Raw genomic sequence first — 23,506 nt, 5'->3', positions numbered from 1 at the left:
GTGCCCGGTCAGGGTAGCGAGGGCAGGGGGAGGCGACAAGCTCTTGACGGCACGCGATATCGCATTCGCGCTCTCGCCGCCCGTGGTTCGCAGGCGAATCGCGGGCCCCGTCTCACCGCGCTTCCACACCCTCCCGCCAGGGACGCGTCCCCCTGACTCAGGGGGACTGTTCCCCAGCGGGGTTGCGGCAGCCGTTCAGGCGATCGCGGTGGTGGCCGCCTGCGCCGCTTCCTGGCATTCACGCACCGGGGCGAAGCTGCGCCGGTGCTCCACGCAGGGGCCGTGCTCGCGCAGGGCGGCCAGGTGGGCCGGGGTGCCGTAGCCCTTGTGCTGCTCGAAACCGTACTGCGGGTGGCGGGTATGCACGTCCTGCATGTAACGGTCGCGCGAGACCTTGGCCAGGATCGAGGCGGCCATGATCGCGCGGTCGATGCCATCGCCGCCGACCAGCGCCTGCGCCGGCAGCACCAGGCCCTTGGGCACCACGTTGCCATCGATGCGGGCGAAGCCGGCCACATGGGCGACCGCTGCAACAACGTCACGCATGCCCTGCAGGGTGGCCTGGTAGATGTTCAGGCGGTCGATGGTGTCCACGTCCACCAGCACCACATGCCAGGCCAGGGCGCGCTCGATGATGCGGTCATGCAGCTGCTCGCGGCGCGCCGCAGTCAGCTGCTTGGAGTCATCCAGGCCGTTGATCCGTGGCCGGGACGGGTCGAACACCACCGCGGCCACAGCGACCGGTCCGGCCAGCGGGCCCCGGCCGGCCTCGTCGACGCCGGCGACCAGGCGCTCCGGCTCGACCACGGCCGAACCGTCGAACAGGGCCAGGCTGGCCGCCGCGGCGTGGCGGCGGCTCATGCCTGTGCCTGGTCGCGCATCAGCAGCTCGCCGACGGCGTCGGCGGCGCGCGCCGAGGCGTTGCGGCGCAGGCGCTCGTGCAGGCGCACGTAGGTGTCCTGCAGGTCGATCACCCGCTGCGGGTGGTCGAACCACTGCTGGATGGCTGCGGCCAGCCTGTCCGGCGTGCAGTCGTGCTGCATCAGCTCCGGTGCCAGGTCCTGGCCAGCCAGGATGTTGGGCAGGGCGAAGCGGTCGACCTTGATCAGGCCAAGCGCCTTGACCAGTCGATAGGTCAGTTCATTGACGCGGTATCCGACCACCATCGGCCGCTTCACCAGCATCGCTTCCAGGGTCGCGGTGCCGGAGGCCAGTACCACCACGTCGGCGGCGACCATCGCGTTGCGCGCCTGGCCGTCCAGCACGTGCGAGTAAGCGACTGGCAATGCCGAGCGTGACAGCTGCTCTTCGATCAGGCGCTTGCAGGCGGGGTTGGCGGCAGGCACCACCACATGCAGGCCGGGGATGTGTTCGGAGACCTGCCAGGCGGCCTCGAAGAACGGTTCACCGAGGCGCGAGATCTCGCCCAGGCGGCTGCCCGGCAACACCGCCAGCACCTTGGCCGAGGCCGGCAGGCCAAGCGCGGCGCGTGCTTCCTCACGGCTGCCCTGCAACGGGATGTCATCGGCCATCGGATGGCCGACGAAGCGCGCATCGATGCCGTGCCTGGCATAGATCGGCGGCTCCATCGGGAACAGGCACAGCACCAGGTCGGCACTGCTGCCGATCTTCTCGGCGCGTTTTTCGCGCCAGGCCCAGACCGAGGGGCTGACGTAATGCACGGTGCGCACGCCGCGCTGCTTCAGCCAGCGCTCGATGCCGAGGTTGAAATCGGGTGCGTCGATGCCGATGAACACGTCCGGCTGCCATTCCAGCGCACGCTGGCGGAACGCAGAACGAAGCTTGAGCAGGCGTGGCAGGTGGCGCAGTACTTCGGTCAGGCCCATCACCGCCAGCTCGCTGGCATCGTGCCAGGTCTGGCAGCCGGCGCTGCGCATGGCATCGCCGCCGATACCGGCGAACTCGGCATTCGGGAAGCGCGCTTTCAGTTCACGCACCAGGCCCGCACCGAGCAGGTCGCCGGACGCTTCGCCGGCGACCAGCGCGATCCGCAACGGGCGCCCGCTGAGCACCCGCTGCGCGGGAACGCTGCCGGCCATCGAGGCCAGCGGGATCACCGCGGCGCCGGCCGGCGCCTGGCCGGTCGTGCTGCTCATCGCAGCAACGGCCTCTCGGCGTGCTCGATGAAGTCCAGCATGGCCTTCACGTCATCGCTGTCACGCGCCTGTTCGGTCAGCTGCACCTTGGCTTCGGCCAGCGGCAGGCCTGCCACGTACAGCGTGCGGTAGGCACGCTTGATGGCCGAGATGCGGTCGGCGTCGAAGCCGCGGCGCTTCAGGCCTTCGCTGTTGATGCCGCGCGGGCGGCCCAGCGAATCGGTACCGACCATGGTGAACGGCGGTACATCGCCATTGGTCAGCGCGCCCATGCCGAGGAAGGCATGCGCACCGATGCGGCAGAACTGGTGGGCACCTGCGAAGCCGCTGATGATCACGTAGTCGCCCACGGTCACGTGACCGGCCAGCGTGGTGTTGTTGGAGAACACGCAGAAGTTGCCGACATGGCAGTCGTGCGCCACGTGCGTGTAGGCCAGCATCCAGTTGTCGTTGCCGATGGTGGTGATGCCGCCGCCGCCGCCGGTGCCACGGTTGAGCGTGACGAACTCGCGGAACACGTTGCGGTCGCCGATCACCAGTTCGGTGCGCTCACCGGCGAACTTCTTGTCCTGCGGCTCGCCACCGATCGCGGCATGGCCGACGAAGCGGTTGTCGCGGCCGATCCGGGTCGGGCCGTGGATGCTGCAATGGGGGCCCACCACCGTGCCGGCGCCGATTTCAACGTCGGGGCCGATCAGGGTGAAGGCGCCCACCTGCACATCGTCGGCCAGGCGCGCGGCCGGATCGATGACGGCGGTGGGGTGGATCCGCGGTGCGTTGTCAGTCATTGCTGCCTCCAGTGGATCAGCCCTTGGCGCCGGCGCACATGACCTCGGCCGACGCGACGACTTCGCCGTTGACCTTGGCTTCGCCGTAGTACCAGCCCATGTTGCGGATCAGGCGCTTCATCTGCACATCCAGCATCAGCACGTCGCCGGGCACGACCTGCTTGTTGAAGCGGGCGTTTTCCACCTTGACCATGTAGAACAGCTTGGACTGCGCATCGCGGCCGAGCGTGAGCTGGGTCATGACGCCGCCGGCCTGCGCCAGCGCTTCGATGATCAGCACGCCGGGCATGATCGGGCGGCCCGGGAAGTGGCCCTGGAAGAACGGCTCGTTGATGCTGACGTTCTTCTGCGCCAGGATGCGCTTGGCCTCGACGTCGAGTTCAAGCACCCGGTCCACCAGCAGGAACGGGTAGCGGTGTGGAAGCAGTTCCTGGATCTGGCAGACGTCGATCGGAAGCTGCAGCGAATCGTTCATTCTTTCTCCTTGCCAGCAGCCAGGACGCGGCGAGCCAATGCGTCCAGCTGCTTGAAGCGCGCGGCGTTCTTGCGCCACGTGCGGTTGTCGGTCAATGGGGTGCCGGACGAATACTCGCCCGGCTCGGTGATGGAATTGCGGACCACCGACTTGCCGGTGATCACGACCTTGTCGCAGATCTCGAGGTGGCCGACCACGCCCACGGCACCGCCGAGCAGGCAGTAGCGGCCGATCTTGGCGCTGCCGGCGATGCCGGTGCAGCCGGCGATGGCCGAGTGCGCGCCGATCTGCACGTTGTGCGCGATCTGTACCAGATTATCCAGGCGCACGTCCTCGGCGAGGATGGTGTCTTCCAGTGCGCCACGATCAACGCAGGTGTTGGCGCCGATCTCGCAATCGTCGCCGACGCGGACGCCGCCCAGCTGTGGCACCTTGATCCACTTGCCGGCATCCATCGCCAGGCCGAAACCATCGGCACCCAGCACGGCACCGGGGTGGATGCGCACGCGCCTGCCCAGCTTGACCCGGGTGACCAGGGTGACCCGGGCAATCAGTTCACAGCCGGTATCCAGGCTGCAGTCCTCGCCGATCACGCTGCCGGCGCCGACGATGCAGTTCTCGCCGATGACACTGCGTGCGCCGATGGTGACGAACGGACCGATGTGGGCGCTGGCGGCCACCTGGGCGTCGGGATCGATCACCGCGCTGGGGTGGATGCCCGGCGGGCGGGTCGGCGCGATGTCGAACAGCGCGGCGATCTTGGCGAAGGCGGTGTACGGGTCCTTGGCCACGAGCGCGGCGCCCGGGGCGGCCTCGACGTCGTCGGCGCGCAGGACCACCAGCGAGGCGTGGCTGTCGGCCAGCTGGACGCGGTAACGCGGGTTGGCGAGGAAGGTCAGCTGGCCAGGACCGGCGTGGGCGAGCGTGGCCACGCCATGGATGGCGGTCGCCGGGTCGCCGTGGACCTGCAGGCCGAACTGCTCGGCGAGTTGCTGGGCGGTGTAGGTGGGAGTATTCACGGCGGGAGTTTAACGTGTGACGCCATTGCGGTCATGCGGGGTCAGAAGCGGCGCCTGCCTGATGTCCCGGGGTGATGGCGCAGGGGGCTGCCCAGGACACGCCGTAAACCCATCCCTGGGGGCTCGATGGCGCCATCCATGGCGCCATCGGTCCTGGTCAGCCCCCTGCGCCATCACCAGATGACTTCGCGCGAGCGCGGGAAGTAACGGCGGCGGCGAGCAAGTAAAACGAAAACGCCGGGCAATGCCCGGCGCTTCGCACCCCGTCTGGTGGAGAGCCCCCCTTCTGTTAAGGGGGGCGCGCCAACGGCGCGGGGGATAGGAGGGATGCGCGTGCAGTTCTGATGAACCGCAGGGCGGTTCGTCAGAACTGCCCACCGAACGTGAATTGCAGGCGTTCGATCTTGTCATCGTCTTCCTTCTTCAGCGGGAAGGCGTAGCTGATCGAGATCGGGCCAACCGGGGCGCGCCACAGCAGGGCCACACCGGTGGACACGCGCAGCTCGTTGGCCTTGAAGTTCTTGGTGCCGTTGTAGACGTTGCCGAAGTCGACGAAGGCCGACACGCGTGCCGACGGGCTGTCGAACAGGCGCGGGAAGTAGGCTTCGACCGAACCGACGGTCTTCAGCGAACCACCCAGCGGCTGGCCTTCCGGATAACCGGTGGTGACTTCGCGCGGGCCGAGGGTGTTGTCCTCGAAGCCGCGTACCGAGTTGGTACCACCGGCGTAGAAGTTCTCGAAGAACGGCAGGCCCGTGGCGGTGACCGTGCGGGTGGTGCCGTCGCCGTTGTCGATGACGCGGGTGTAGTCCTTGCCGTAGGCATCGCCGTAGCCGATTTCCGCGCGGGTGTTGATCACCAGCGACGGCATGATCGGCCAGTACTTGCTGATCTGGTAGTTCAGCTTGTAGTACTCGATGGTCGAACCCGGCAGCGTGGTTTCCAGGCCGACGCGCTGGTAGGTACCGCGGGTCGGCATGAAGTAGTCGTTGCGCGAGTCGCGCGCCCAGCCCAGCTCGGTGCGCCAGGCGTGGAAGGTGCGCTTACCGACCGCGTTGATGTAGTCGATGATCGACTGCGGGGTCGAGCCCTGGTAGGTGGTGATCTGGTTGCTGTCGATGCCGAACATCAGCGAGACGGTATCGGTCTCGGTCAGCGGCACGCCGAACACCACCTGCGCCGAACCATTGGTGCTGTTGTACTGCGCGGTGTTGAAGTCGGAGTAGTCCAGTTCGCGCCAGGACAGGTTGTAGCCCAGCGACACGCCGTCATCGGTGAAGTACGGGTTGGTGTAGCTGAAGCCGTAGCGCTGCAGGTAGCTGCTGCGCGAGGCTTCGACCGACACGCGGTTGCCGCCGCCGAGGAAGTTGTTCTGCGACAGCTGCACCGAGGTGGTCATGCCGTAGGACTGCGAATAGCCCAGGCCGAACACGAAGCTGCCCGAGGTGGTTTCCTTGACGTTGTAGACGACGTCGACCTGGTCGTTGCTGCCGCTGACGGCCGGGGTCTCCACTTCCACCGATTCGAAGTAGCCCAGGCGCTGCAGGCGGATCTTGGAGCGGTCGATCGCGGCCTGCGAGTACCAGCTGTTCTCGAACTGGCGCAGCTCGCGACGCATCACTTCGTCGGAGGTACGGGTATTGCCGCGGAACAGGATGCGGCGCACCGACACGCGCGGGCCGGGCACGACCTGCATGTTGATGGCGACGGTCTGCTCGGCGCGGTTGGTGGTCGGAATCGGGTTCACCTTGGCGAACGCGTAGCCGATGTTGGACAGCGAATTGGTGATGGTGTCCGAGCTGAATTCCAGCAGGGCACGCGAGAACGTGTCGCCGGACTTCTGGATCACCATGCGCTCGACGTCCTCCTGCGGGAGGATGGTGTCGCCGCTGACCTTGATCTCGGAGATCTTGTACTGCGCACCCTCGGTCACGCCCGCGGTCAGGAACATGTCGCGCTTGTCGGGGCTGATCGAGACCTGGGTGGAATCGATGCTGAAATCGACGTAGCCGCGGTCCAGGTACCAGGAGTTGAGCTTTTCCAGGTCGCCGGACAGCTTTTCCTTGGAGTACTGGTCGTCACGGCGGTACCACGAGGCCCAGTTGTGCTCCTTGGACTCCCAGGTCTCCAGGATGTCCTTGCTCTCGTACTTCTCGGTGCCGACCAGGTTGACGTGGCGGATCTTGGCCGCCTTGCCTTCCTTGATGGCGATGGCGATGTCCACGCGGTTGCGGTCCAGCGGGCTCACCGTCGGGGTGATGTCGACGTTGTACTTGCCGCGGTCGTTGTACTGGCGGCGCAGTTCCTGGGTCACGCGGTCCAGGCTCAGGCGATCGAAGGTGCCGCCCTCGGTCAGGCCGATGTCGGACAGGCCCTTGAGCAGCTGGTCGGACTTGATGTCCTTGTTGCCGGTCACGGTCAGCTTGTTGATCGCCGGGCGTTCCTTGACGGTCACCACCAGGATCGTGCCCTGGCGGTCCAGCTGCACGTCTTCGAAGAAGCCGGTCTTGTACAGGGCGCGGATCGTCTCGCCGACCTTGTTGTCGGTGACCGTCTCGCCACGTTCCACCGGCAGGTAGGTGAACACCGTGCCCGAGCTGATGCGCTGCAGGCCATCGACGCGGATGTCGCTGACAGTGAAGGGCTCGGCTGCCTGGGCCAGGGCGGGAGCGCCGGTGACGGCGGCGAGGGCGAGGGCCAGCAGGCGGCGATTGGGGAGTCGCGTCATGTCACGTCCGGTAGGAAGGTCGATTTCATTGGTGCGGGATGCCGACGCTGTAGACGGCAACAACGTGGAAAAGTTCATCGCGGGACCAGGCCGAGGATGTCGTTGTAGAACGCCAACCCCATCAGCCCGGCCAGCAACGCCAGGCCGATGTATTGGCCGGCGGCGATGGCACGCTCGCTCAGCGGGCTGCCCTTGACCAACTCGATAAGGTAATACAGCAGGTGGCCGCCGTCCAAGATCGGGATCGGCAGCAGGTTGATGATGCACAGGCTGAGGGACAGCAGGGCAAGGAACTGCAGGAACCAGTCGAGGCCGCGCTTGGCCGAGACATTGGCCACGCGGGCGATGGTGACCGGCCCGGAAACGTTCTGCAGCGAGGCCTTGCCGGTGACGATGCGGCCCATCATGCCCAGCGAGTCGGCCGCCAGGCGGCCGGTTTCGCGCACCGCGACGGTCACCGCGTCCAGCGGCCCGTAGCGCAGCAGGGTGTCGTAGGCGGGGCTGTAGGTGGTGGGGAAGCCGACGCCGATCTGCCAGACCGGGTTGCCCTTGCCGTCCTTGCCCTGGCGCGGGGTGACTTCCAGCGCCAGGCGCTCGCCGCCACGCAGGACCTCGATCATCCCCGGTCCGCCGGCGCGGCCCAGGGCCTGGATCTCGCCGATCACCTGGTCGACGCTGTCGATGCGCTGGCCATCGATGGCCACGATCAGGTCGCCTGGCTGCAGTTGCCCGGCCACCACGGAGTCTGCGGTGAGCGAATCGACCCGCGCCGGCTGCAGCCACGACTGCCAGTACAGGCCGGCCAGGATCGGCACCCGCCGTTCATCGAAACCGGCCGGCAGCTGCGACAGCGGCAGGGTGCGCATGCGCACCTGGTCGGCCGCATCCAGCACTTCCAGCTTCACGTCACGGCGGTCCATCGCGGCGGCGGTCAGCGCCATGCTGGCCTCGCCGAGGGTGACCACCTGGCGCTCGTCCACGCGCAGCACGCGGTCGCCGCTGGCCAGGCCGGCACTGGCGGCGATGCCGCTGACGCGGCCGATGGTGGGCGAGTAGTCCTGCTTGCCGATCACGAACATCGCCCACAACAGCAGGATGCACAGCAGCAGGTTGGCGATCGGGCCGGCGGCGACGATGGCGATGCGCTGCCAGACGGTCTTGTGGTTGAAGGCCTGGCCGCGCTCGTGCGGGTGGACTTCGACCTCGCGTTCGTCGAGGAACTTCACGTAGCCGCCCAGCGGGATGGCGGCGATGGCGAATTCGGTACCGTGCCTGTCGCGGCGCGACCACAGCGGCCGGCCGAAGCCGACCGAGAAGCGCAGGATCTTGACCCCGCACAGGCGCCCGACCCAGTAATGCCCGAACTCGTGGAACGTGACCAGCAGCCCGAGGCTGACAATCATCCACCAGACCGATCCGATGAAGTCAGTCATGCAGGCTCACAGTGGCGGGCAGGGGCGGCGGCGTCATGCTGGGCGAGGCGGTCGTTCAGGCGGCGTCGATGGCGTTCAGGGTGAGCTGGCGTGCCCGCTGGTCGGCGGACAACAGGACCTCCAGTGTATCGGCTGCTTGCGTCGGCAGTGTTGAAAGAGCGTTAGCAACCAGCTCCGGGATCGTCAGGAAACCGATCCGGCCCTGAAGAAACGCTGAAACCGCCTCTTCGTTGGCGGCGTTCAGCACCGCCGGTGCGGTGCCGCCGGCCTGCATCGCCTGCCAGGCCAGGGCCAGGCAGGGGAAGGCGTCGGTGTCCGGGGCCTCGAAATCCAGCCGGCCCTGGGCCAGCAGGTCCAGCCCGGCCACGCCCGAGTCGATGCGCTGCGGCCAGCCCAGGCCGACGGCGAGGGTGGTGCGCATGTCCGGCAAGCCCATCTGCGCCAGGGTCGAGCCGTCGACGAACTCGACCAGCGAATGGACCAGGCTCTGCGGGTGCACCAGCACCTCGATGCGTTCACCGGGTACGCCGAACAGGTGGTGGGCCTCGATGACTTCCAGGCCCTTGTTCATCAACGTCGCCGAATCGACCGAAATCTTCGGTCCCATCGACCACTTCGGGTGGGCAACGGCCTGCGCCGGGGTGACCTGGGCCAGTTCGGCGCGGCTGCGGCCACGGAACGGGCCGCCGGAGGCGGTCAGCAGGATCCGGCGCACGCCGGCGCCGTCGACGCTGGCGTCGCGCGAGCGCAGGCACTGGAAGATCGCGCTGTGTTCGCTGTCGATCGGGATGATTTCGGCGCCGGCACGTTCGGCGGTGCGGGTCAGCAGTTCGCCGGCCAGCACCAGCGATTCCTTGTTGGCCAGCAGGATGCGCTTGCCGGCGGCGGCCGCGGCCAGGGTCGAGGACAGGCCGGCAGCGCCGACGATGGCCGCGACCACGGTATCGCAGGCGTCGCTGGCGGCCAGCTGGTCCAGCGCGGCCTGGCCGGCATGGGCCTCGGTGGCCAGTCCGGCGTCGCGCAGGCCGTCGCGCAGTTCGGCGAACAGCGATTCGTCGGCGATCACCGCGTGCGCCGGCTTGTGCTGGCGGCACAGCGCCAGCAGCGCCTGCACCTGGCGGCCGGCGGCGAGCACGGTGGCCTGGTAGCGCTGCGGGTGGCGGGTGATCACGTCCAGCGTGGAGGCACCGATCGAGCCGGTGGCGCCGAATACGGCGACCCGGCGCAGGTCTGCAGCAGCATTCATGGTCAGAACCCGAAGATTTCCTTGCCCAGCGCGAACACCGGTACGGCGGCCAGGACGCCGTCGACACGGTCGAGCACGCCGCCATGGCCCGGGATCAGGTGGCCCGAATCCTTGGCGCCGGCGTGGCGCTTGATCAGGCTCTCGAACAGGTCACCCAGCACCGAGGCGAACACGGCCACCACCGAGGTGATCAGCAGGCCCGGCAGGTGTGCGGTATCGATGCCCGCCAGCCAGCCCAGGCCGACGGCCACGGCGACACCGGCCAGCAGGCCGCCGAACAGGCCTTCCCAGGTCTTGTTGGGGCTGATCCGCGGGGCCAGCTTGTGCTTGCCGAAATGGCGGCCGGCGAAATAGGCGCCCGAGTCGGCCGCCCACACCAGCGCCAATGCAGCCAGCAGCCACAGGTGGCCCTGCTTGCCCGGCGGATCGCCACCGGCATGGATCAGCACCAGCGCGGCCCAGGCCGGCACGATGGCCAGGGTGCCGGCCAGCATCTTCAGGATGCGCGAGGGCGCCGACGGCTGTGCGCCGAAATTGAAGAAGCGCAGCCAGACCAGCGCGGCCAGCCACCAGGCAACGCCGGCCAGGGTGGTTATCTGGAACAGCACCAGCGTGCTGCCATCGGCCCAGACCAGCAGCACCATCAGCAGCAGGTTCAGCACCAGCAGCACGGTGCGCGCCAGGGTGTCTTCGATACCGGCCAGCTTCAGCCACTCCCACAGGCCGATCAGCAGCACCGCGGCGGCGGCGGCGGCCAGCCATTGCGTGGGCAGCAGCAGGATCGCCGCAATGGCAACCGGCGCCATGATCAGTGCGGCAAGGACTCGGGTCTTGGTCATGGGCTGGAAGTCTCGGTGGCCAGTGCGGCGATCTGGGCGCTGGTCAGGCCGAAACGACGCTCGCGGCCGGCATAGGCGTCAAGCGCCTGCTGCAGCTGCCCGGCATCGAAGTCCGGCCACAGGGCCTCGGTGAACCACAGCTCGGTGTAGGCCAGCTGCCACAGCAGGAAATTGCTGATGCGGGTGTCGCCGCCGGTGCGGATGAACAGGTCCGGCGGCGGCAGGTCGGCCAGGGCGACCTGGCTGCCCAGCAGCGATTCGTCGATCTGCTCGGGCAACAGGCGACCGGCTGCCACTTCGACGGCCAGGGCGCGCGCGGCGCGGGCGATGTCCTGGCGGCCACCATAGCTGGCGGCGATCGACAGGGTCAGGGTGGTGTTGTCGGCGGTGCGCTGCTCGGCCAGCTGCATGCGGCTGACCAGCCCGGCACCGAAGCGCTCGCGTTCGCCGATGAAGCGCACGCGCACGCCGCGCCGATGCAGCTCGTCCACTTCGCGGTCGAGCGCGCCGAGGAACAGCTTCATCAACGCATCCACTTCCTCCTGCGGCCGGCCCCAGTTCTCGCTGGAGAAGGCGAACAGGGTCAGCGCCGGAATGCCCAGTTCAAGGCAGCGCTCGATGGTGCGGTTGACCGCGCGCGCGCCGGCACGGTGGCCGATCACGCGGGGGCGACGGCGCTGCTGTGCCCAGCGCCCATTGCCATCCATGATGATGGCAATGTGGCGGGGCAGGGCGGCCGGCAACGGAGGCGGGGCTGAAGGCATCGACTTCAGACCGACAGCAGTTCTTTTTCCTTGTCGGCAACGACCTTGTCGACGTCCTTGATGTTGGCGTCGGTCAGCTTCTGGATGTCGTCTTCGCCGCGCTTCTTCTCGTCTTCGCTGATCGCCTTGTCCTTGACCAGCTTGGCGATTTCCTTGTTCGCGTCCTGACGGATGTTGCGGATCGCGATCTTGGCGCCTTCACCTTCCTTCTGCACCTGCTTGGCCAGCTCCTTGCGGCGCTCTTCGGTCGGCGGCGGCATGTTGATGCGGATCGCGGTGCCCAGGGTGTTCGGGGTGAACTCGGCGTTGTAGAGACCCTTCTCGATCTCCTTGATCATGCTCTTGTCGAACGGCGTGACCAGCAGCGAGTGCGCGTCGGCGTTGGAGATCGAGGCAACCTGGTTCAGCGGGGTGCTGGCGTTGCCATAGGCACTGACCGTCACGCGGTCCAGCAGGGCAGGCGTGGCACGCCCGGTCCGGATGGAGGTGAGGGTGTGCTTCAGAGCGTCGATGCTCTTGGCCATGCGCGTCTGCGCGTTGTTCTTGATGTCGTTGAGCATCGCCCGGTCCTGGATGTATCTGGAATCGGGCGATTATAGGCGAATACGGGACGCTGCCGGGCCTGAATCGGCCCGGTCATCGCTTTGCGCTCAGGCTCAGGCCGGGTCGCGGCCCTGGACCAGGGTGCCGATGTTCGCGCCGTTGAGGATCTTCAGCAGCTCGCCCGGCTGGCCCATGTCGAACACGCGCATCGGCAGGTCGCTGTCGCGGGCCAGTGCGAAGGCCGCGGTGTCCATCACTTCCAGGCCACGGCGGATCACTTCGTCGTAGCTCAGGCTGTCGAAGCGGACCGCATCGCTGTGCTTGTTCGGGTCCTTGTCGTACACGCCATCGACCTTGGTGGCCTTCAGCAGCAGGTCGGCGCCGATCTCGATCGCGCGCAGGGCGGCGCCGGAATCGGTGGTGAAGAACGGGCTGCCGACGCCGGCGGCGAAGATCACCAGGCGGCCCTTTTCCAGGTGGCGGATGGCGCGGCGGCGGATGTAGTCCTCGCACACGTCGTTGATCTTGATCGCGCTCATCACGCGGGCCTTGGCGCCCAGCTTCTCGAGGGCGTCCTGCATGGCCAGGGCGTTGATGACCGTGGCCAGCATGCCCATCTGGTCGCCGGTGACCCGGTCCATGCCGCCGGCGGCCAGGCCGGCGCCGCGGAAGATGTTGCCGCCGCCGATCACCAGCGCCACTTCGGCACCGGCCTGCTGGGCTTCGATGACCTCACGGGCCAGGCGATTGATGATCTTCGGGTCGATGCCGTAGTCCTCATCTCCCATCAGCGCCTCCCCGGACAGTTTCAGAAGGATGCGGCGATAGGCGAGCTTGGACATGGGGACCTCGGGTGCGTGGAAATCGCGGGCGATTCTACGCGCATGCGGCGTCGTGCCAAAGTGTTTTGTGCACTGCGGCGCAGAATCCGGTGATTCGCCCCGGTCAACCGGGGCTTCCCGTTCAGCCCAGCTCGGCGCCGGCGGTGGCCGACAGCTCGTCGTGGCCGAGGGCGCCCGGTGAGCGGGCGATCACCCGGTTGCGGCCCAGGTTCTTGGAGCGGTACAGCACATCGTCGGCCGCGCGCAGCAGGTCCTGCACGTCGGCGAAGCGCTCGTAGCCACCCTGGGTGGCCACGCCGGCGGAGAAGGTGACGAACAGTGGCCCGCCCTCCAGCTCGGCCATCGGCGTGGCCACGATGTTGGCCAGTACCCGGCGGATCACGTCCAGGGCCACGCTTTCGCTGGTATTGGGCAGCAGCGCGACGAATTCCTCGCCGCCGAAGCGGGCGACGGTGTCGCTGTTGCGCAGCTGGCCCTGCAGCTTGCCGGCGAAGGCGCGCAGCACCTCGTCGCCGGTCAGGTGGCCGTGGGCGTCGTTGATCTTCTTGAAGTCGTCCAGGTCGATGAAGGCCACCGACAACGGCCAGCCCTGGCGGCCGGCGCGCAGGAATTCCTGCTCCAGCACCGCTTCCAGCTGGCGGCGGTTGAGCACGCCGGTCAACGCGTCACGATGTGCCTGGTCGGCGAGGCGCTTGGCGCGCGCCTCGAACTCGTCGGCGCGGCGGCGTGCCTGGTCGGCATCCTGCAGTTCGCGCAGGTTGCGCAGCGTGGCCAGCTCCTGCGCGTGATCGATCAGTTCGCGCACCCGGGACGGTGAATTGAGGCCGGCATCGAACAGGCTGGCGATATCGGGCAGGGCCTCGCTGATGCGGGCCAGGACCTGGTCGAAGCGCGCGCTGTCCAGTTCCAGGCGGTCGTGCACCTGTTGCAGGGCGCGCTCACGCGCGGTATCGGCGTCGCTATCCAGCCAGATGTCGGCCACCGCGCCGGACAGCTGCACGCAGGCCTGGAACGGCGATTCGGCGGCGTCCTCGTCCTCGCTGTGGCTGATGCTCTCGACCAGGTAGCGGGGCAGGCCCCATTGCTCGGCCACCCAGGCGCCGACCTCGGCATGGCTGCAGCCGAGTTCGTCGCGCTCGCGGGCGACCAGGTCGATGTTGTCGCGTGCCTCGCGCAGCAGCGGCAGGTAGCGCTCCGATTCGGCCTGGGCCAGGCACAGCACGCCCAGGTCCTGCAGCAGGCCGGCCAGCATCAGTTCCTCCAGCCGGCGCAGGCCGCGCGCCTGGCCCAGCTGGCTGGCAGCCAGGGCGCTGAGGATGCTGCGCTTCCACGCGCGCTGGCGCAGGTCATGGTCGGCGCCGGTGCCGCCGGTCAGGCCCTGGGTGACGGTGAAGCCCAGGGCGAGGCTGATCGTGGCGTTCAGGCCCAGCATGGTCAGCGCCTGGCCGAGGTTCTCGATGCGGCGGCGGCTGGCATACAGCGGCGAATTGGCGATGCGCAGCATGCGAGCGCTCAGCGCCATGTCGATGGCGATGATGTCGGCGGCGGTGGCGATGTCCGCTTCCGGGTCCTGGGCCAGTTCGATGATGCGCAGGGCAATACCGGGTGGCGAAGGCAGGTTGCGGCAGAGCGCCAGGGCAGCTGTCAGCTCGGGAGGCATGTCGGGTCGTTCAATTCCATTAGGACAAGAATACCTAGGAATGCATCACAGTCCGCGATTTTCGTTCCTGCTATGTGACTGTGGATTCCCTGCGCCGAGTATCGGCTTGATTCGCGCGCAACGCAAAGGTGTGGGTGTGAGCACCAACGGTGCGCACCCACGGGCCCACCGGAATAAAAAAAAGAGCCGCGGTTTCCCGCGGCTCCTTCTGGTCGCTTCACAGCCGGAAGGCTGGAATCAGACCTGCATCGCCTTGGCAACTTCGGCGGCGTAGTCTTCCACCACCTTCTCGATGCCTTCGCCGACGATCAGCAGCTTGAAGCCTGCCACGTCGGCGCCAGCGGCCTTGACCACCTGCTCGACGGTGGTGTCGCCCAGCACGTAGGTCTGGCCGTACAGGGTCACGTCGCTGACGATCTTGTTGATCTTGCCGCTGATGATCTTTTCCAGGATGTCGGCCGGCTTGGCCTTGCCCTTCTCGGACATCTTGGCCAGCTCGATTTCCTTTTCCTTCTCGACGAACTCGGCCGGGACGTCCGCAGCCTTGTTGTGCGGCGGCTTCAGCGCGGCCACGTGCATGGCCAGGCCACGGGCCAGCTCGACGTCGCCGCCGACCAGGTCGACCAGAACGCCGACCTTGCCGTTGGTGTGGACGTAGGCGCCGATGGTGTTGTTGCCATCCACCTTCACCATGCGACGGATCTGGATGTTCTCACCCAGGGTCTGCACGGCGGTGGCGCGGGCTTCTTCAACGGTGCGGCCGTCGGCCAGCTTGGCAGCCTTCACGGCTTCGACGTCGGTGGCGCCCGATGCCAGGGCAGCGGCGGCGACGGCGTTGACGAAGGACTTGAAGTTGTCATCGTTGGCGACGAAGTCGGTTTCCGAGTTGACTTCGACCAGCACGGCCTTGCCGCCGTCCTGGGCCAGGCCCAGACGGCCTTCGGCGGCCACGCGGTCAGCCTTCTTGTCGGCCTTGGCAGCGCCGGACTTGCGCATGGCTTCAGCAGCAGCGTTGATGTCGCCGTTGGCTTCGGTAAGCGCCTTCTTGCATTCCATCATGCCGGCGCCGGTGCGCTCGCGCAGTTCCTTGACCAGGGAAGCAGTGATTTCCACGGGATTACCTCACGAAAGAAAGGGGTTGGGCCGGCATGGTGGCCGGCCCGTGTGACACGGTCCTGTCACGCGCCAAGGGCAGCGTGCAGGGAGGGTGGACGCCGGGCGTCCACCCCGGGGCCTGGATCAGGCCTGGGCGTCGTCGCCCTTCTTGGCAGCCTTCTTGGCCGGAGCGCGGCGGGCCGGCTTCTCTTCGCCTTCAGCAGCGGCTTCAGCGAACTCTTCCTCGCGCACCGAAGCGGCGTGCGGCGCAGCGGCCTTGCCTTCCAGCACGGCGTCGGCAGCGGCGCGGGCGTACAGCTGCACAGCGCGGATGGCGTCGTCGTTGCCCGGGATGGCGTAATCAACCAGTTCCGGGTTGTAGTTGGTGTCGACCACGGCGATGACCGGGATGCCCAGCTTCTTGGCTTCCTTGATCGCGATGTCTTCGTGGCCGATGTCGATCACGAAGATGGCGTCCGGCAGACGGTTCATGTCCTTGATGCCGCCCAGCGAGGCTTCCAGCTTGTCGCGCTCGCGACGCAGGCCCAGCACTTCGTGCTTGACCAGCTTCTCGAAGGTGCCGTCGGTTTCACCGGCTTCCAGTTCCTTCAGGCGGGCAACCGACTGCTTGACGGTACGGAAGTTGGTCAGGGTGCCGCCCAGCCAACGCTGGTTCATGAACGGCATGCCGCAACGCTCGGCTTCTTCCTTGATGGTTTCGCGGGCGCTGCGCTTGGTGCCCAGGAACAGGACGGTGCCGCGCTTCTGGGCAACCGACGAGATGAAGTTCATCGCGTCGTTGAACAGCGGGACGGTCTTTTCCAGGTTGATGATGTGGATCTTGCCGCGGGCGCCGAAGATGTACGGAGCCATCTTCGGGTTCCAGTAGCGGGTCTGGTGGCCGAAGTGGACGCCGGCTTCCAGCATCTGACGCATGGTGACCTGGGGCATTGCAATACTCCTGATATGGAACCAGCGATTCCGCCCGCGGGGATAGGTATGCGGGACGCGTGGAAGCGCGATCGGTTCCGGGGTTGGGCTTCCCTGTTGCCTCCGTGGCCGAACTCCTTGCGGAGCACCCCGGCACGGATGGGGGCAGCAGGTGTGGATTCACCGGTGACGTCCGGTGTGGACGGGTTCCCGCGCACGCTGGCGGCAGGAATCCGGTCGATTATAGCCCGCTGGGGGCGCTTGCTGCAATTGCAGGGTCTGCTGCGGCCAGATCGACCTCGCGGCCGTCCTGCAGGCGTGCCTGGAAGCGGCCTCCAGCATAGCCATCGGCGCGGGCAGGCAGGGGCCAGCGGCGTTCATGGCCCGCCAGGATGTAGCCGGCCAGGCCAGCCGTCAGCAGCGTTGACTGGCCGTCCGCCGTGATGAAGCGCAGATCGTGCAGGCGGCCGTGCAGGGTACCGGCATTGCTGAGTCGCAGTGTGGGCTGCGACGCCTGGGTCTCGACGCGGCCCTGCAGGCGGGCACGCAGCGGTGTTGCCGCTGGCCCGCGGAACAGCGGCAGGGAATAGCGCGGCAACCCCGCCAGCGCCGGCGCCAGCACGATCCGATAGGCCTGTTCACCGACCGCCGCCGCCGGCTCGGCTGGCAGCAGCCAGACGCGCTGGGTACTGCCGGGGGCGAGGTCCAGGCGCGCCGGGCTGACCCGGATCCGGTCGCTTGGCTGCAGCTGTTCGGCGTCCAGGTGCTGATCCCAGGCCAGCACCTGCACCTGGCCCTGCCAGCGGCCGGGCCCGGGGTTGTGCAGCCACAGTTCGGCGCGGCCGCCCTGGGCCGGCAGCTGCAGAGTGGTCGGCAACAGCTCCAGCGCCGCGGCGGGCAGTGCCAGCAGCAGTGCCAGCAGGGTCAGCAGCGCGCGCATCAGTAGATGAGGGTCACGGAGGGTGTTGCGTTCTCGTCCGTTGCCGGTGGTGCGAGCTCGCGGACCTGGGGCGGCACCTGGGGCGCGTCACTGCGCTGGTGCGGCGCCGGGCAGCGGACGCCACCGCCATCGTCGCTGCAGGATTCGACCACGGTCAGCCGGATCTGCAGGGTGCTGCTGCTGGGTTCGGCCCATGCCGGCAGGCTGGCGGCCAGCATCGCCCCGATCAGAAATGCACGAACCACCTGCCATCCACCGTACTGAAAGACTCGCTGCGCGGTATCGGCGGGATGCGCCGGAACTGTAGCGTCGCGCTTGCCCGGCATCCGTATGCCCGCATCCACCGGTGGGTGCCGACCGTTGGTCGGCACGCAGGTCAATAAGTGATCGTCACCTGCACCAGGTCGTTGTAGGTGCCGGCCGGAGGCTGGCCGGTGACCGGCGGTACCCGGCCATAGATGGTCAGCTGCTGCGCGCTGCCGGTGCCGGTGCTGCTGGCCGTATCGACGGTCAACGTGTTGCCCCAGCGCTGGCTCCGTGCCGCGTCCCGGTAGAGCTCGTAGGTGAGGTAATAGGTGCTGCCGCCAATGGTGGTGGCCATGCGCCGGGTGGTGGTGGCGGTGGGATTGTTCTGGCCGTTGTTGAGACCGACCTGGAAGGCGGTGTTCTTCAGGCAGGTCAGGGTCAGGGTTGCGGTCTGGTCGATGTTGGCCGGGATGCCGCCGGTGACGTTGCCGAAGTTCATGTTGGTGGTGACGTAGCTGCCGCATTGCGGCAGCACGTTGGCGGTGGCGGTGAAGCTGAAGGCCGCACTCGCGCTGTTGGTGCCGGTGGCGCCGCCATTGCAGGTGGCGGGGACGGTGGCAGTGCCGAGCAGGACTTCGTTCCAGGCCCAGGTCAGCACCACGCTGGCACCGCTGAAGGTACTGCTGTACGCGCCGGAGGCCAGGACCTGGTTGGCCGGAATCTGCCCGAACAGCTGCACGGTCTGCGCGCCGCTGCCACCGGTCAGCAGCGGCACGTTGTAGCTCATGGTCAGTTCCTGCGCCGGGGGCGTGCCGTGCGGAGCCAGGCCAGTGACCTGGCCGAAGCTGGCGTTGTTGTACAGCTGGAAATTCATCGTGTCGCTGGTGGAAGTGGCCATCGTGCGGAACGTGGAACTGCTGCCGCCGCCACTGCCTGCGCCGATGCCCACGCAGACGCGCACGCCGGTGGTGGCCAGCAGGCTCAGCGCAGCGGTGGTGCAGGTCACCGTGATGTTGAGGTTGGCCGTGCTCGGGCCGGGTGCATTGCTGTTGATGTTGCCGAACGGCAGGGTCGGATTGGCGACCGCCGTGCAGACGGCGGTGGCACTGGCGGGCGCCGCTGCCAGCAGGCCGGCCCACAGCAGCAGGACGAGCAGCAGTACCCTCATGGCGCCACCTCCGGGATGCACTGCTGCGGTGCCGGCTTCGGCCGGGCGCCGGACGCCACCACCTTGGGCAGGTCCGGCACCTTCACCCGGCAGGGACCAAGGCTGGTGGTGACGTACAGCACGCTGCCGGCGGTGACATCTTCCAGGTAGAGCAGGCCGTCGTAGCCGACCGTGGCCTGGCGACCGTCAGGCAGCTGCACCTCGCTGCCCACCTCCAGAGGCTGGCCGTCCATTGCCAGCAGGGTCAGGCTCAGTGATGGCCGCGAGCGCAGCTGGAAGGTCACGCGGGTACCGGCGCGCTGGCGCGGGGTCACCCAGTCCTCGATGCGGTCGGCGCGCATGTCTTCGGGCAGGTCCAGGGTGTCGATCGAGACCCGGTTGCGCTGCCAGGACAGCAACGGACTGACCAGCAGCAGGCCGCGATCATCGGTGACGCCGATCAGGCGGTTCTCCAGCCGCACCGGGACGCCGCCGACGCCATTGGTGCTGATCACCGCGAACGCGTCGGACACCTCGCGCGTGGCGAAGGCGTGCCCGCCCATCCACACCAGGCTGCCGCTGGCACTGGCGTAGGCATAGTTGAGCCCGCCCTGGCGCGAGGCGCCGAACGAATAGCGGCCGACATCGTTGAGGATGCCGACCTCGGCCAGGCCGCCGTTGCCGTCCTCGCCGTGGCGCAGCTGCGCGCGCCAGCCGACGCCGCCGGCACTGCCATCGCCCGGCACCGGCTGGGTCACGTCCGCCACCCAGCTCTGGCTGTCGCCGTTGCGCTGGCTCGAAAGGCTGGCCTGGCGGTTGTTGCCCAGGCTGGCGGTCACCGACAGGTAGATGCTGCGGTCGTCGCTACGGTCCAGGTTCTGGTTCACCGACAGGTAGGCCGACCAGTGCTGGCTCCAGGTGCGTGACCAGAACAGGCTCGCGTAGCGGTTGTCGTCTCCATCCGGGTATCGCAGGCGCAGATAGCTGGCGCTGAGCGTGCCCAGTTTCAGCAGGTCCAGGCCGACCGTGGCCTGCTCGCTGATGCTCGGTGGCAGGTTGCCCTGCAGCGCGCCCAGGTCGCGGTAGTCGCCGTGGCTGCGTACGCTGCGCAGATTGACGTTGAAGCGACGGTTGTTCCAGCTGTAGCCCAGCGCCCATTGCCCGCCCTGCAGGCCGTGGTAATCACTGTGTGCATAGGCGGCATTGAACACGCCGGCAGCGCCGAGCAGCCACCAGCCACCGATGCCGGCCTGGGCCAGGCCGCCGCCGCCTTCGGCATGCGCTTCGCCGGTGAACGTGTCGGTGACACCGCCACGCCAGCTGGCACTGGCGACCGTGCGGTCGTCATAGGCGAAGGAGCGCTCGCCGAAATCCCGGCGCAGGTGGCCGACGCCGACCGACCAGTCCGACAGGCCCTTGGCCAACAGCTGCTGTGTGCCGTAGAAACTGAAGTCCAGTGTCTGCATGCGGCCGAAAGCGTCGGTCACCACCACCTGCGCATTGCCGGTGCCGCTGATGCCGGGCTGTGCTGCCAGCTGGAAGGGACCGACCGGCACCTGGCCGCTGTACTGGCGCAAGCCGTCGACATACAGCTCGACCGTGGAGGGCACCACGGCCTGGCCGAGGAAGCTCGGCGTGGGGGTGAGCACGCGGTAGGGCTGCAGGCCGTAGTTGCGGCCGATCTGCAGGCCGCCCAGGCGCACCGGGCGGGTCCAGTCGACGAAGCCGCTGTAGAAGTCACCGACCTCCAGCGTGGTTGCACTGTCCGGGAAATCCAGGCTCCAGCGTGTGTCCAGGCGCACACTCTCGCCGCGCCAGCGACGGTCGCCGGGCTGCTGGTAGCGGCGGCTGATGGCGGTGTTCTCGAAGGTGCCGTTGCCGATGCCGAACACCCGCAGTTCCGAACTCAGGCTGAGGTTGCCGAGCGTGTCCACCCGGCTGCCGTAGACGTCGTAGTTGAGCAGCACGCCCGGCGAGGCGTTGCCGGTGGGCGCGCGCGTCTGCGGGCGGCCGAGCACGGTGGTGGGCAGGGTCAGCTGGTCCAGCGGGACGTCCAGCGCCAGCGTCTGCATGTGTGCGTCGTAGCGCACCATCGCGCCGCTGATCTGGTCCAGGTAGACCGGTGCGTCGCCGCTGGCATTGAAGCCCAGCTGGCGCAGCACGTCGGGGCTGGCCTGCAGCCGACCGCGGTTCTCGGTGAACGGCAGCAGGCCGCGCGGCGTGCTGTTGAGCGACACATCCAGGTACAGCGCCTGGCTGGCGGTCAGCGGGGTCGGCGGCGGCAGGATGGCATCTGCCGACACGCCGGATACATCAGCCGCCGCGCCGGACACATCGGCGGCCTCGGTCGCCGCGGGAGCCAGGGCAGCCAGCAGCGCGCCCATCAACGCCTCAGCGAGCCGGTGGGGGTGACAGTGGCGTCTGTTCCGACTCGCCATTGAGCTTGGCCGTGATCTGGTCGTTGTCGCGGTCGATTGCCGTGCGTTCGATCGGCCAGCGCATCACCTGGCCGGGCAGCACATAGCCCAGCAGCCCGGGATGGACGATGCGCGGGCGCGTGGCGCTGCCCAGCGCGAGATCGGCGATCTGCGCGTAGCCGTTGCCCGAATTGGCCACCTCCACGCCGTTGCGGCCGTCCGCCAACTGCACCAGGCGGGCCTGCAGCCGCGGTGCCAGCGTGCCGGACGAGGGCTGCACGAACACCGGAATCGAATAGCGCAGGACGAACTGCATGCCGCCGGCGCGCGTGGCCAGATCGGGCACCTCGTCGACGATCAGGCGGTAGTACCGCTGTGCTGGCGGTGGTTCCCGGTCCGGGCGCATCACCCGCACCAGCTGCTGCTGGCCGGCGGCCAGTTCCTGCATCGGCGGCGTGGCCATCACTTCATCGGTGGGCAGCAGCTGTTCCTGACCGTCCTGCTGCACCCAGCGGAACACGCGCACCTGCAGCTTCACCGGCGAGGTGCCGCTGTTGGTCAGCCACAATTCGCCGGCACGCTGGCGGGCTTCCAGCTGCAGGCTGGTTGGGGCGACCTGCAGGCTGGTGGCCCCGGCGGTGGTGGCGGCCAGCAGGCACAGGGCGAGCAGCGCCACGCCGGTGGCGCGCCACGGGCGGGGTCCGGCCATGCGGGCGTGCTCCATCAATAGGTGATCGTGGCGGTAACCGTATCCAGGTAGTTACCGGTGGCCGGGTTGTTGGTGCTCAGGTTCAGGATCTGGCCGTAGACGATGTAGGGCACGGCCAGGCCGGTGCCGATGCCGGCCTGGGTATTGGTGCCGGACGTGGCGCCCCAGACCAGGGTATGCGCGGCGTCCTGGTAGAGCTGGTAGCCGACGTAGTTGTTTGCGGTCACCGCAGCATTGGTGTTCTTCATCCGCCGGGTGGTGACGTCATTGGCGGTGCCGGCATTGGCGCCCGCATTCAGCGAGATGGTGTAGGGCGTCAGTGCCGAGCACTGCGCGGTCACCGTGCCCTGGCCCAGGGTGGGCGTGGCGGTGGTCGAGGCGGCGGTGCCGAAGTCGACGTTGGTGGCGGCTGCCGCCGTGATGGTGCAGGCCTTGGTGACCACCAGAGTGACGTTGAAGGTGGTGGTGTCGGCCGCCTGGGCCAGGGCCGGACCGGCCAGCAGCAGGGCCAGCAGGCCCCAGGCGCGCAGGGATCGAACTGGGGATCGCATGGACAACCTCCCTGACCCGAAGGTCCGTTGAACAAGGCGAAGGCGGCACGTTCGGCGCCGCTTTGACGACGGTCGCGGCCAGCTTAGGCAGCGTAAGTGTCTGTAATCCGTGATAAATAGGCAGGCGAAAGAGTGGAGACCATCACGCTTTCACTTTCCTTGCCGGAACCGTGCATGGCCCGGATCGCCAGTTGGGTGGCGTTCGTTCAGATTGCGGCCGGATCGGCGATAATGGGTGCCATGAGCGTGAATCTGAAAACCCCGCAGGAAATCGAGATGATGCGCATCGCCGGCCGCCTGGCCAGCGAAGTGCTCGACATCGTCACCCCCCACGTCAAGCCCGGTGTCACCACCGAGGAACTGGACCGCATCTGCCACGACCACATCGTGAACGTGCAGGGCGCCATTCCGGCCAACGTCGGCTACCGCGGCTTCCCGAAGACCGTGTGCACCTCGGTCAACAATGTCATCTGCCACGGCATCCCCAGCGAAGGGAAGGTGCTCAAGGATGGCGACATCATCAATATCGACGTCACCGTCATCAAGGACGGCTGGCATGGCGACACCAGCCGCATGTACTTCGTCGGCACCCCGTCGGTGATGGCCCGCCGCCTGGTGGAAACCACTTACGAAGCCATGTGGCGCGGCATCCGTGCGGTGCGTCCGGGCGCCACCTTGGGCGACATCGGCCATGCCATCCAGAGCTATGCCGAAGGCGAGCGTTTCAGCGTGGTGCGCGAGTACTGCGGCCACGGTATCGGCAAGGTCTACCACGACGAGCCGCAGGTGGTGCATTACGGCCGTCCGGGCCAGGGCCTGGTGCTGCAGCCCGGCATGACCTTCACCATCGAGCCGATGATCAACGAGGGCACTCGCTACAACAAGGTGTTGCCGGATGGCTGGACCGTGGTGACCAAGGACCGCAAGTTGTCGGCGCAGTGGGAGCACATGATCGCGGTCACCGAGACCGGCGTGGACGTGCTGACCCTGTCGCCAGGCGAGTCGCAGGTCTCCTGA

General features: G+C 67.7%; 21 protein-coding genes and 1 pseudogene. 1 reads left to right on the top strand and 21 read right to left on the bottom strand.

Annotation, left to right across the window (positions count from 1 at the left end):
* Positions 1-195: 195 nt before the first annotated feature.
* From BKE09_RS04380 to BKE09_RS04280, 21 genes and pseudogenes are all read right to left on the bottom strand, one after another.
* A complete protein-coding gene (locus BKE09_RS04380) occupies positions 196-861 on the bottom strand; it encodes a ribonuclease HII (RefSeq protein ID WP_075674932.1) in 666 nt (221 codons plus the stop codon).
* Positions 858-2,021 (bottom strand): annotated as a pseudogene (gene lpxB, locus BKE09_RS04375) (lipid-A-disaccharide synthase); the annotation flags it as partial. The gene BKE09_RS04380 and the pseudogene lpxB, both read right to left, overlap by 4 nt.
* A gap of 92 nt (positions 2,022-2,113) precedes the next feature.
* Entirely contained in the window at positions 2,114-2,905 is a 792-nt protein-coding gene (lpxA, locus tag BKE09_RS04370; protein WP_014036498.1) for an acyl-ACP--UDP-N-acetylglucosamine O-acyltransferase, read from the bottom strand.
* Positions 2,906-2,921: 16 nt separating this feature from the next.
* Positions 2,922-3,380: a 3-hydroxyacyl-ACP dehydratase FabZ gene (fabZ, locus tag BKE09_RS04365; protein ID WP_005415845.1), complete on the bottom strand. Its 459-nt coding sequence runs from the start codon at positions 3,378-3,380 to the stop codon at positions 2,922-2,924.
* Positions 3,377-4,399, bottom strand: a complete 1,023-nt coding sequence (lpxD, locus tag BKE09_RS04360; protein WP_075674930.1) for a UDP-3-O-(3-hydroxymyristoyl)glucosamine N-acyltransferase — start codon at positions 4,397-4,399, stop codon at positions 3,377-3,379. Before lpxD ends, fabZ begins: the two co-directional genes overlap by 4 nt.
* 364 nt (positions 4,400-4,763) lie before the next feature.
* Entirely contained in the window at positions 4,764-7,127 is a 2,364-nt protein-coding gene (gene bamA, locus BKE09_RS04355) for an outer membrane protein assembly factor BamA (protein ID WP_075674929.1), read from the bottom strand.
* Positions 7,128-7,201: 74 nt separating this feature from the next.
* Entirely contained in the window at positions 7,202-8,560 is a 1,359-nt protein-coding gene (gene rseP / locus BKE09_RS04350; protein WP_014036502.1) for an RIP metalloprotease RseP, read from the bottom strand.
* 55 nt (positions 8,561-8,615) lie between these two features.
* Positions 8,616-9,806, bottom strand: coding sequence for a 1-deoxy-D-xylulose-5-phosphate reductoisomerase (locus tag BKE09_RS04345; RefSeq protein WP_075674928.1), 1,191 nt, complete (start codon positions 9,804-9,806; stop codon positions 8,616-8,618).
* A gap of 2 nt (positions 9,807-9,808) precedes the next feature.
* Positions 9,809-10,645 (bottom strand): phosphatidate cytidylyltransferase, encoded by an 837-nt coding sequence (locus tag BKE09_RS04340; protein ID WP_014036504.1) that lies wholly within the window; start codon positions 10,643-10,645, stop codon positions 9,809-9,811.
* Positions 10,642-11,409 (bottom strand): polyprenyl diphosphate synthase, encoded by a 768-nt coding sequence (gene uppS / locus BKE09_RS04335; RefSeq protein ID WP_032956844.1) that lies wholly within the window; start codon positions 11,407-11,409, stop codon positions 10,642-10,644. Before uppS ends, BKE09_RS04340 begins: the two co-directional genes overlap by 4 nt.
* 5 nt (positions 11,410-11,414) lie before the next feature.
* Positions 11,415-11,969, bottom strand: a complete 555-nt coding sequence (gene frr, locus BKE09_RS04330; protein WP_014036506.1) for a ribosome recycling factor — start codon at positions 11,967-11,969, stop codon at positions 11,415-11,417.
* 96 nt (positions 11,970-12,065) lie between these two features.
* Entirely contained in the window at positions 12,066-12,794 is a 729-nt protein-coding gene (gene pyrH / locus BKE09_RS04325) for a UMP kinase (RefSeq protein ID WP_005415854.1), read from the bottom strand.
* 121 nt (positions 12,795-12,915) lie between these two features.
* On the bottom strand, positions 12,916-14,454 hold the full coding sequence (locus BKE09_RS04320; protein WP_075674927.1) for a GGDEF domain-containing protein: 1,539 nt from the start codon (positions 14,452-14,454) through the stop codon (positions 12,916-12,918).
* A gap of 237 nt (positions 14,455-14,691) precedes the next feature.
* Entirely contained in the window at positions 14,692-15,567 is an 876-nt protein-coding gene (gene tsf, locus BKE09_RS04315; protein ID WP_075674926.1) for a translation elongation factor Ts, read from the bottom strand.
* A gap of 126 nt (positions 15,568-15,693) precedes the next feature.
* Positions 15,694-16,500 carry a 30S ribosomal protein S2 gene (gene rpsB / locus BKE09_RS04310; RefSeq protein ID WP_005408748.1) on the bottom strand — a complete coding sequence of 269 codons (807 nt, stop codon included), beginning with the start codon at positions 16,498-16,500 and terminating at the stop codon, positions 15,694-15,696.
* A gap of 220 nt (positions 16,501-16,720) precedes the next feature.
* Positions 16,721-17,419, bottom strand: coding sequence for a pilus assembly protein (locus BKE09_RS04305; protein ID WP_075674925.1), 699 nt, complete (start codon positions 17,417-17,419; stop codon positions 16,721-16,723).
* Positions 17,419-17,637: a hypothetical protein gene (locus BKE09_RS04300; RefSeq protein ID WP_075674924.1), complete on the bottom strand. Its 219-nt coding sequence runs from the start codon at positions 17,635-17,637 to the stop codon at positions 17,419-17,421. Before BKE09_RS04300 ends, BKE09_RS04305 begins: the two co-directional genes overlap by 1 nt.
* A gap of 158 nt (positions 17,638-17,795) precedes the next feature.
* Entirely contained in the window at positions 17,796-18,833 is a 1,038-nt protein-coding gene (locus tag BKE09_RS04295; RefSeq protein WP_075674923.1) for a spore coat U domain-containing protein, read from the bottom strand.
* Positions 18,830-21,196 carry a fimbria/pilus outer membrane usher protein gene (locus BKE09_RS04290; protein ID WP_075674922.1) on the bottom strand — a complete coding sequence of 789 codons (2,367 nt, stop codon included), beginning with the start codon at positions 21,194-21,196 and terminating at the stop codon, positions 18,830-18,832. The genes BKE09_RS04295 and BKE09_RS04290 overlap by 4 nt, the downstream gene beginning before the upstream one ends.
* A 7-nt stretch (positions 21,197-21,203) precedes the next feature.
* On the bottom strand, positions 21,204-21,953 hold the full coding sequence (locus tag BKE09_RS04285) for a molecular chaperone (RefSeq protein ID WP_075674921.1): 750 nt from the start codon (positions 21,951-21,953) through the stop codon (positions 21,204-21,206).
* A complete protein-coding gene (locus tag BKE09_RS04280; RefSeq protein WP_075674920.1) occupies positions 21,953-22,489 on the bottom strand; it encodes a spore coat U domain-containing protein in 537 nt (178 codons plus the stop codon). Before BKE09_RS04280 ends, BKE09_RS04285 begins: the two co-directional genes overlap by 1 nt.
* A 174-nt stretch (positions 22,490-22,663) precedes the next feature.
* On the opposite strand from BKE09_RS04280, the gene map reads away from it, so the two are divergent.
* Entirely contained in the window at positions 22,664-23,506 is an 843-nt protein-coding gene (map, locus tag BKE09_RS04275; protein ID WP_014036515.1) for a type I methionyl aminopeptidase, read from the top strand.

This window comes from Stenotrophomonas sp. TD3 (assembly GCF_001939825.1).
Classification (GTDB): domain Bacteria; phylum Pseudomonadota; class Gammaproteobacteria; order Xanthomonadales; family Xanthomonadaceae; genus Stenotrophomonas.
The sequence above is the reverse complement of the archived record's forward strand: the minus strand, read 5'-3'. Positions and strand labels throughout refer to the sequence as shown.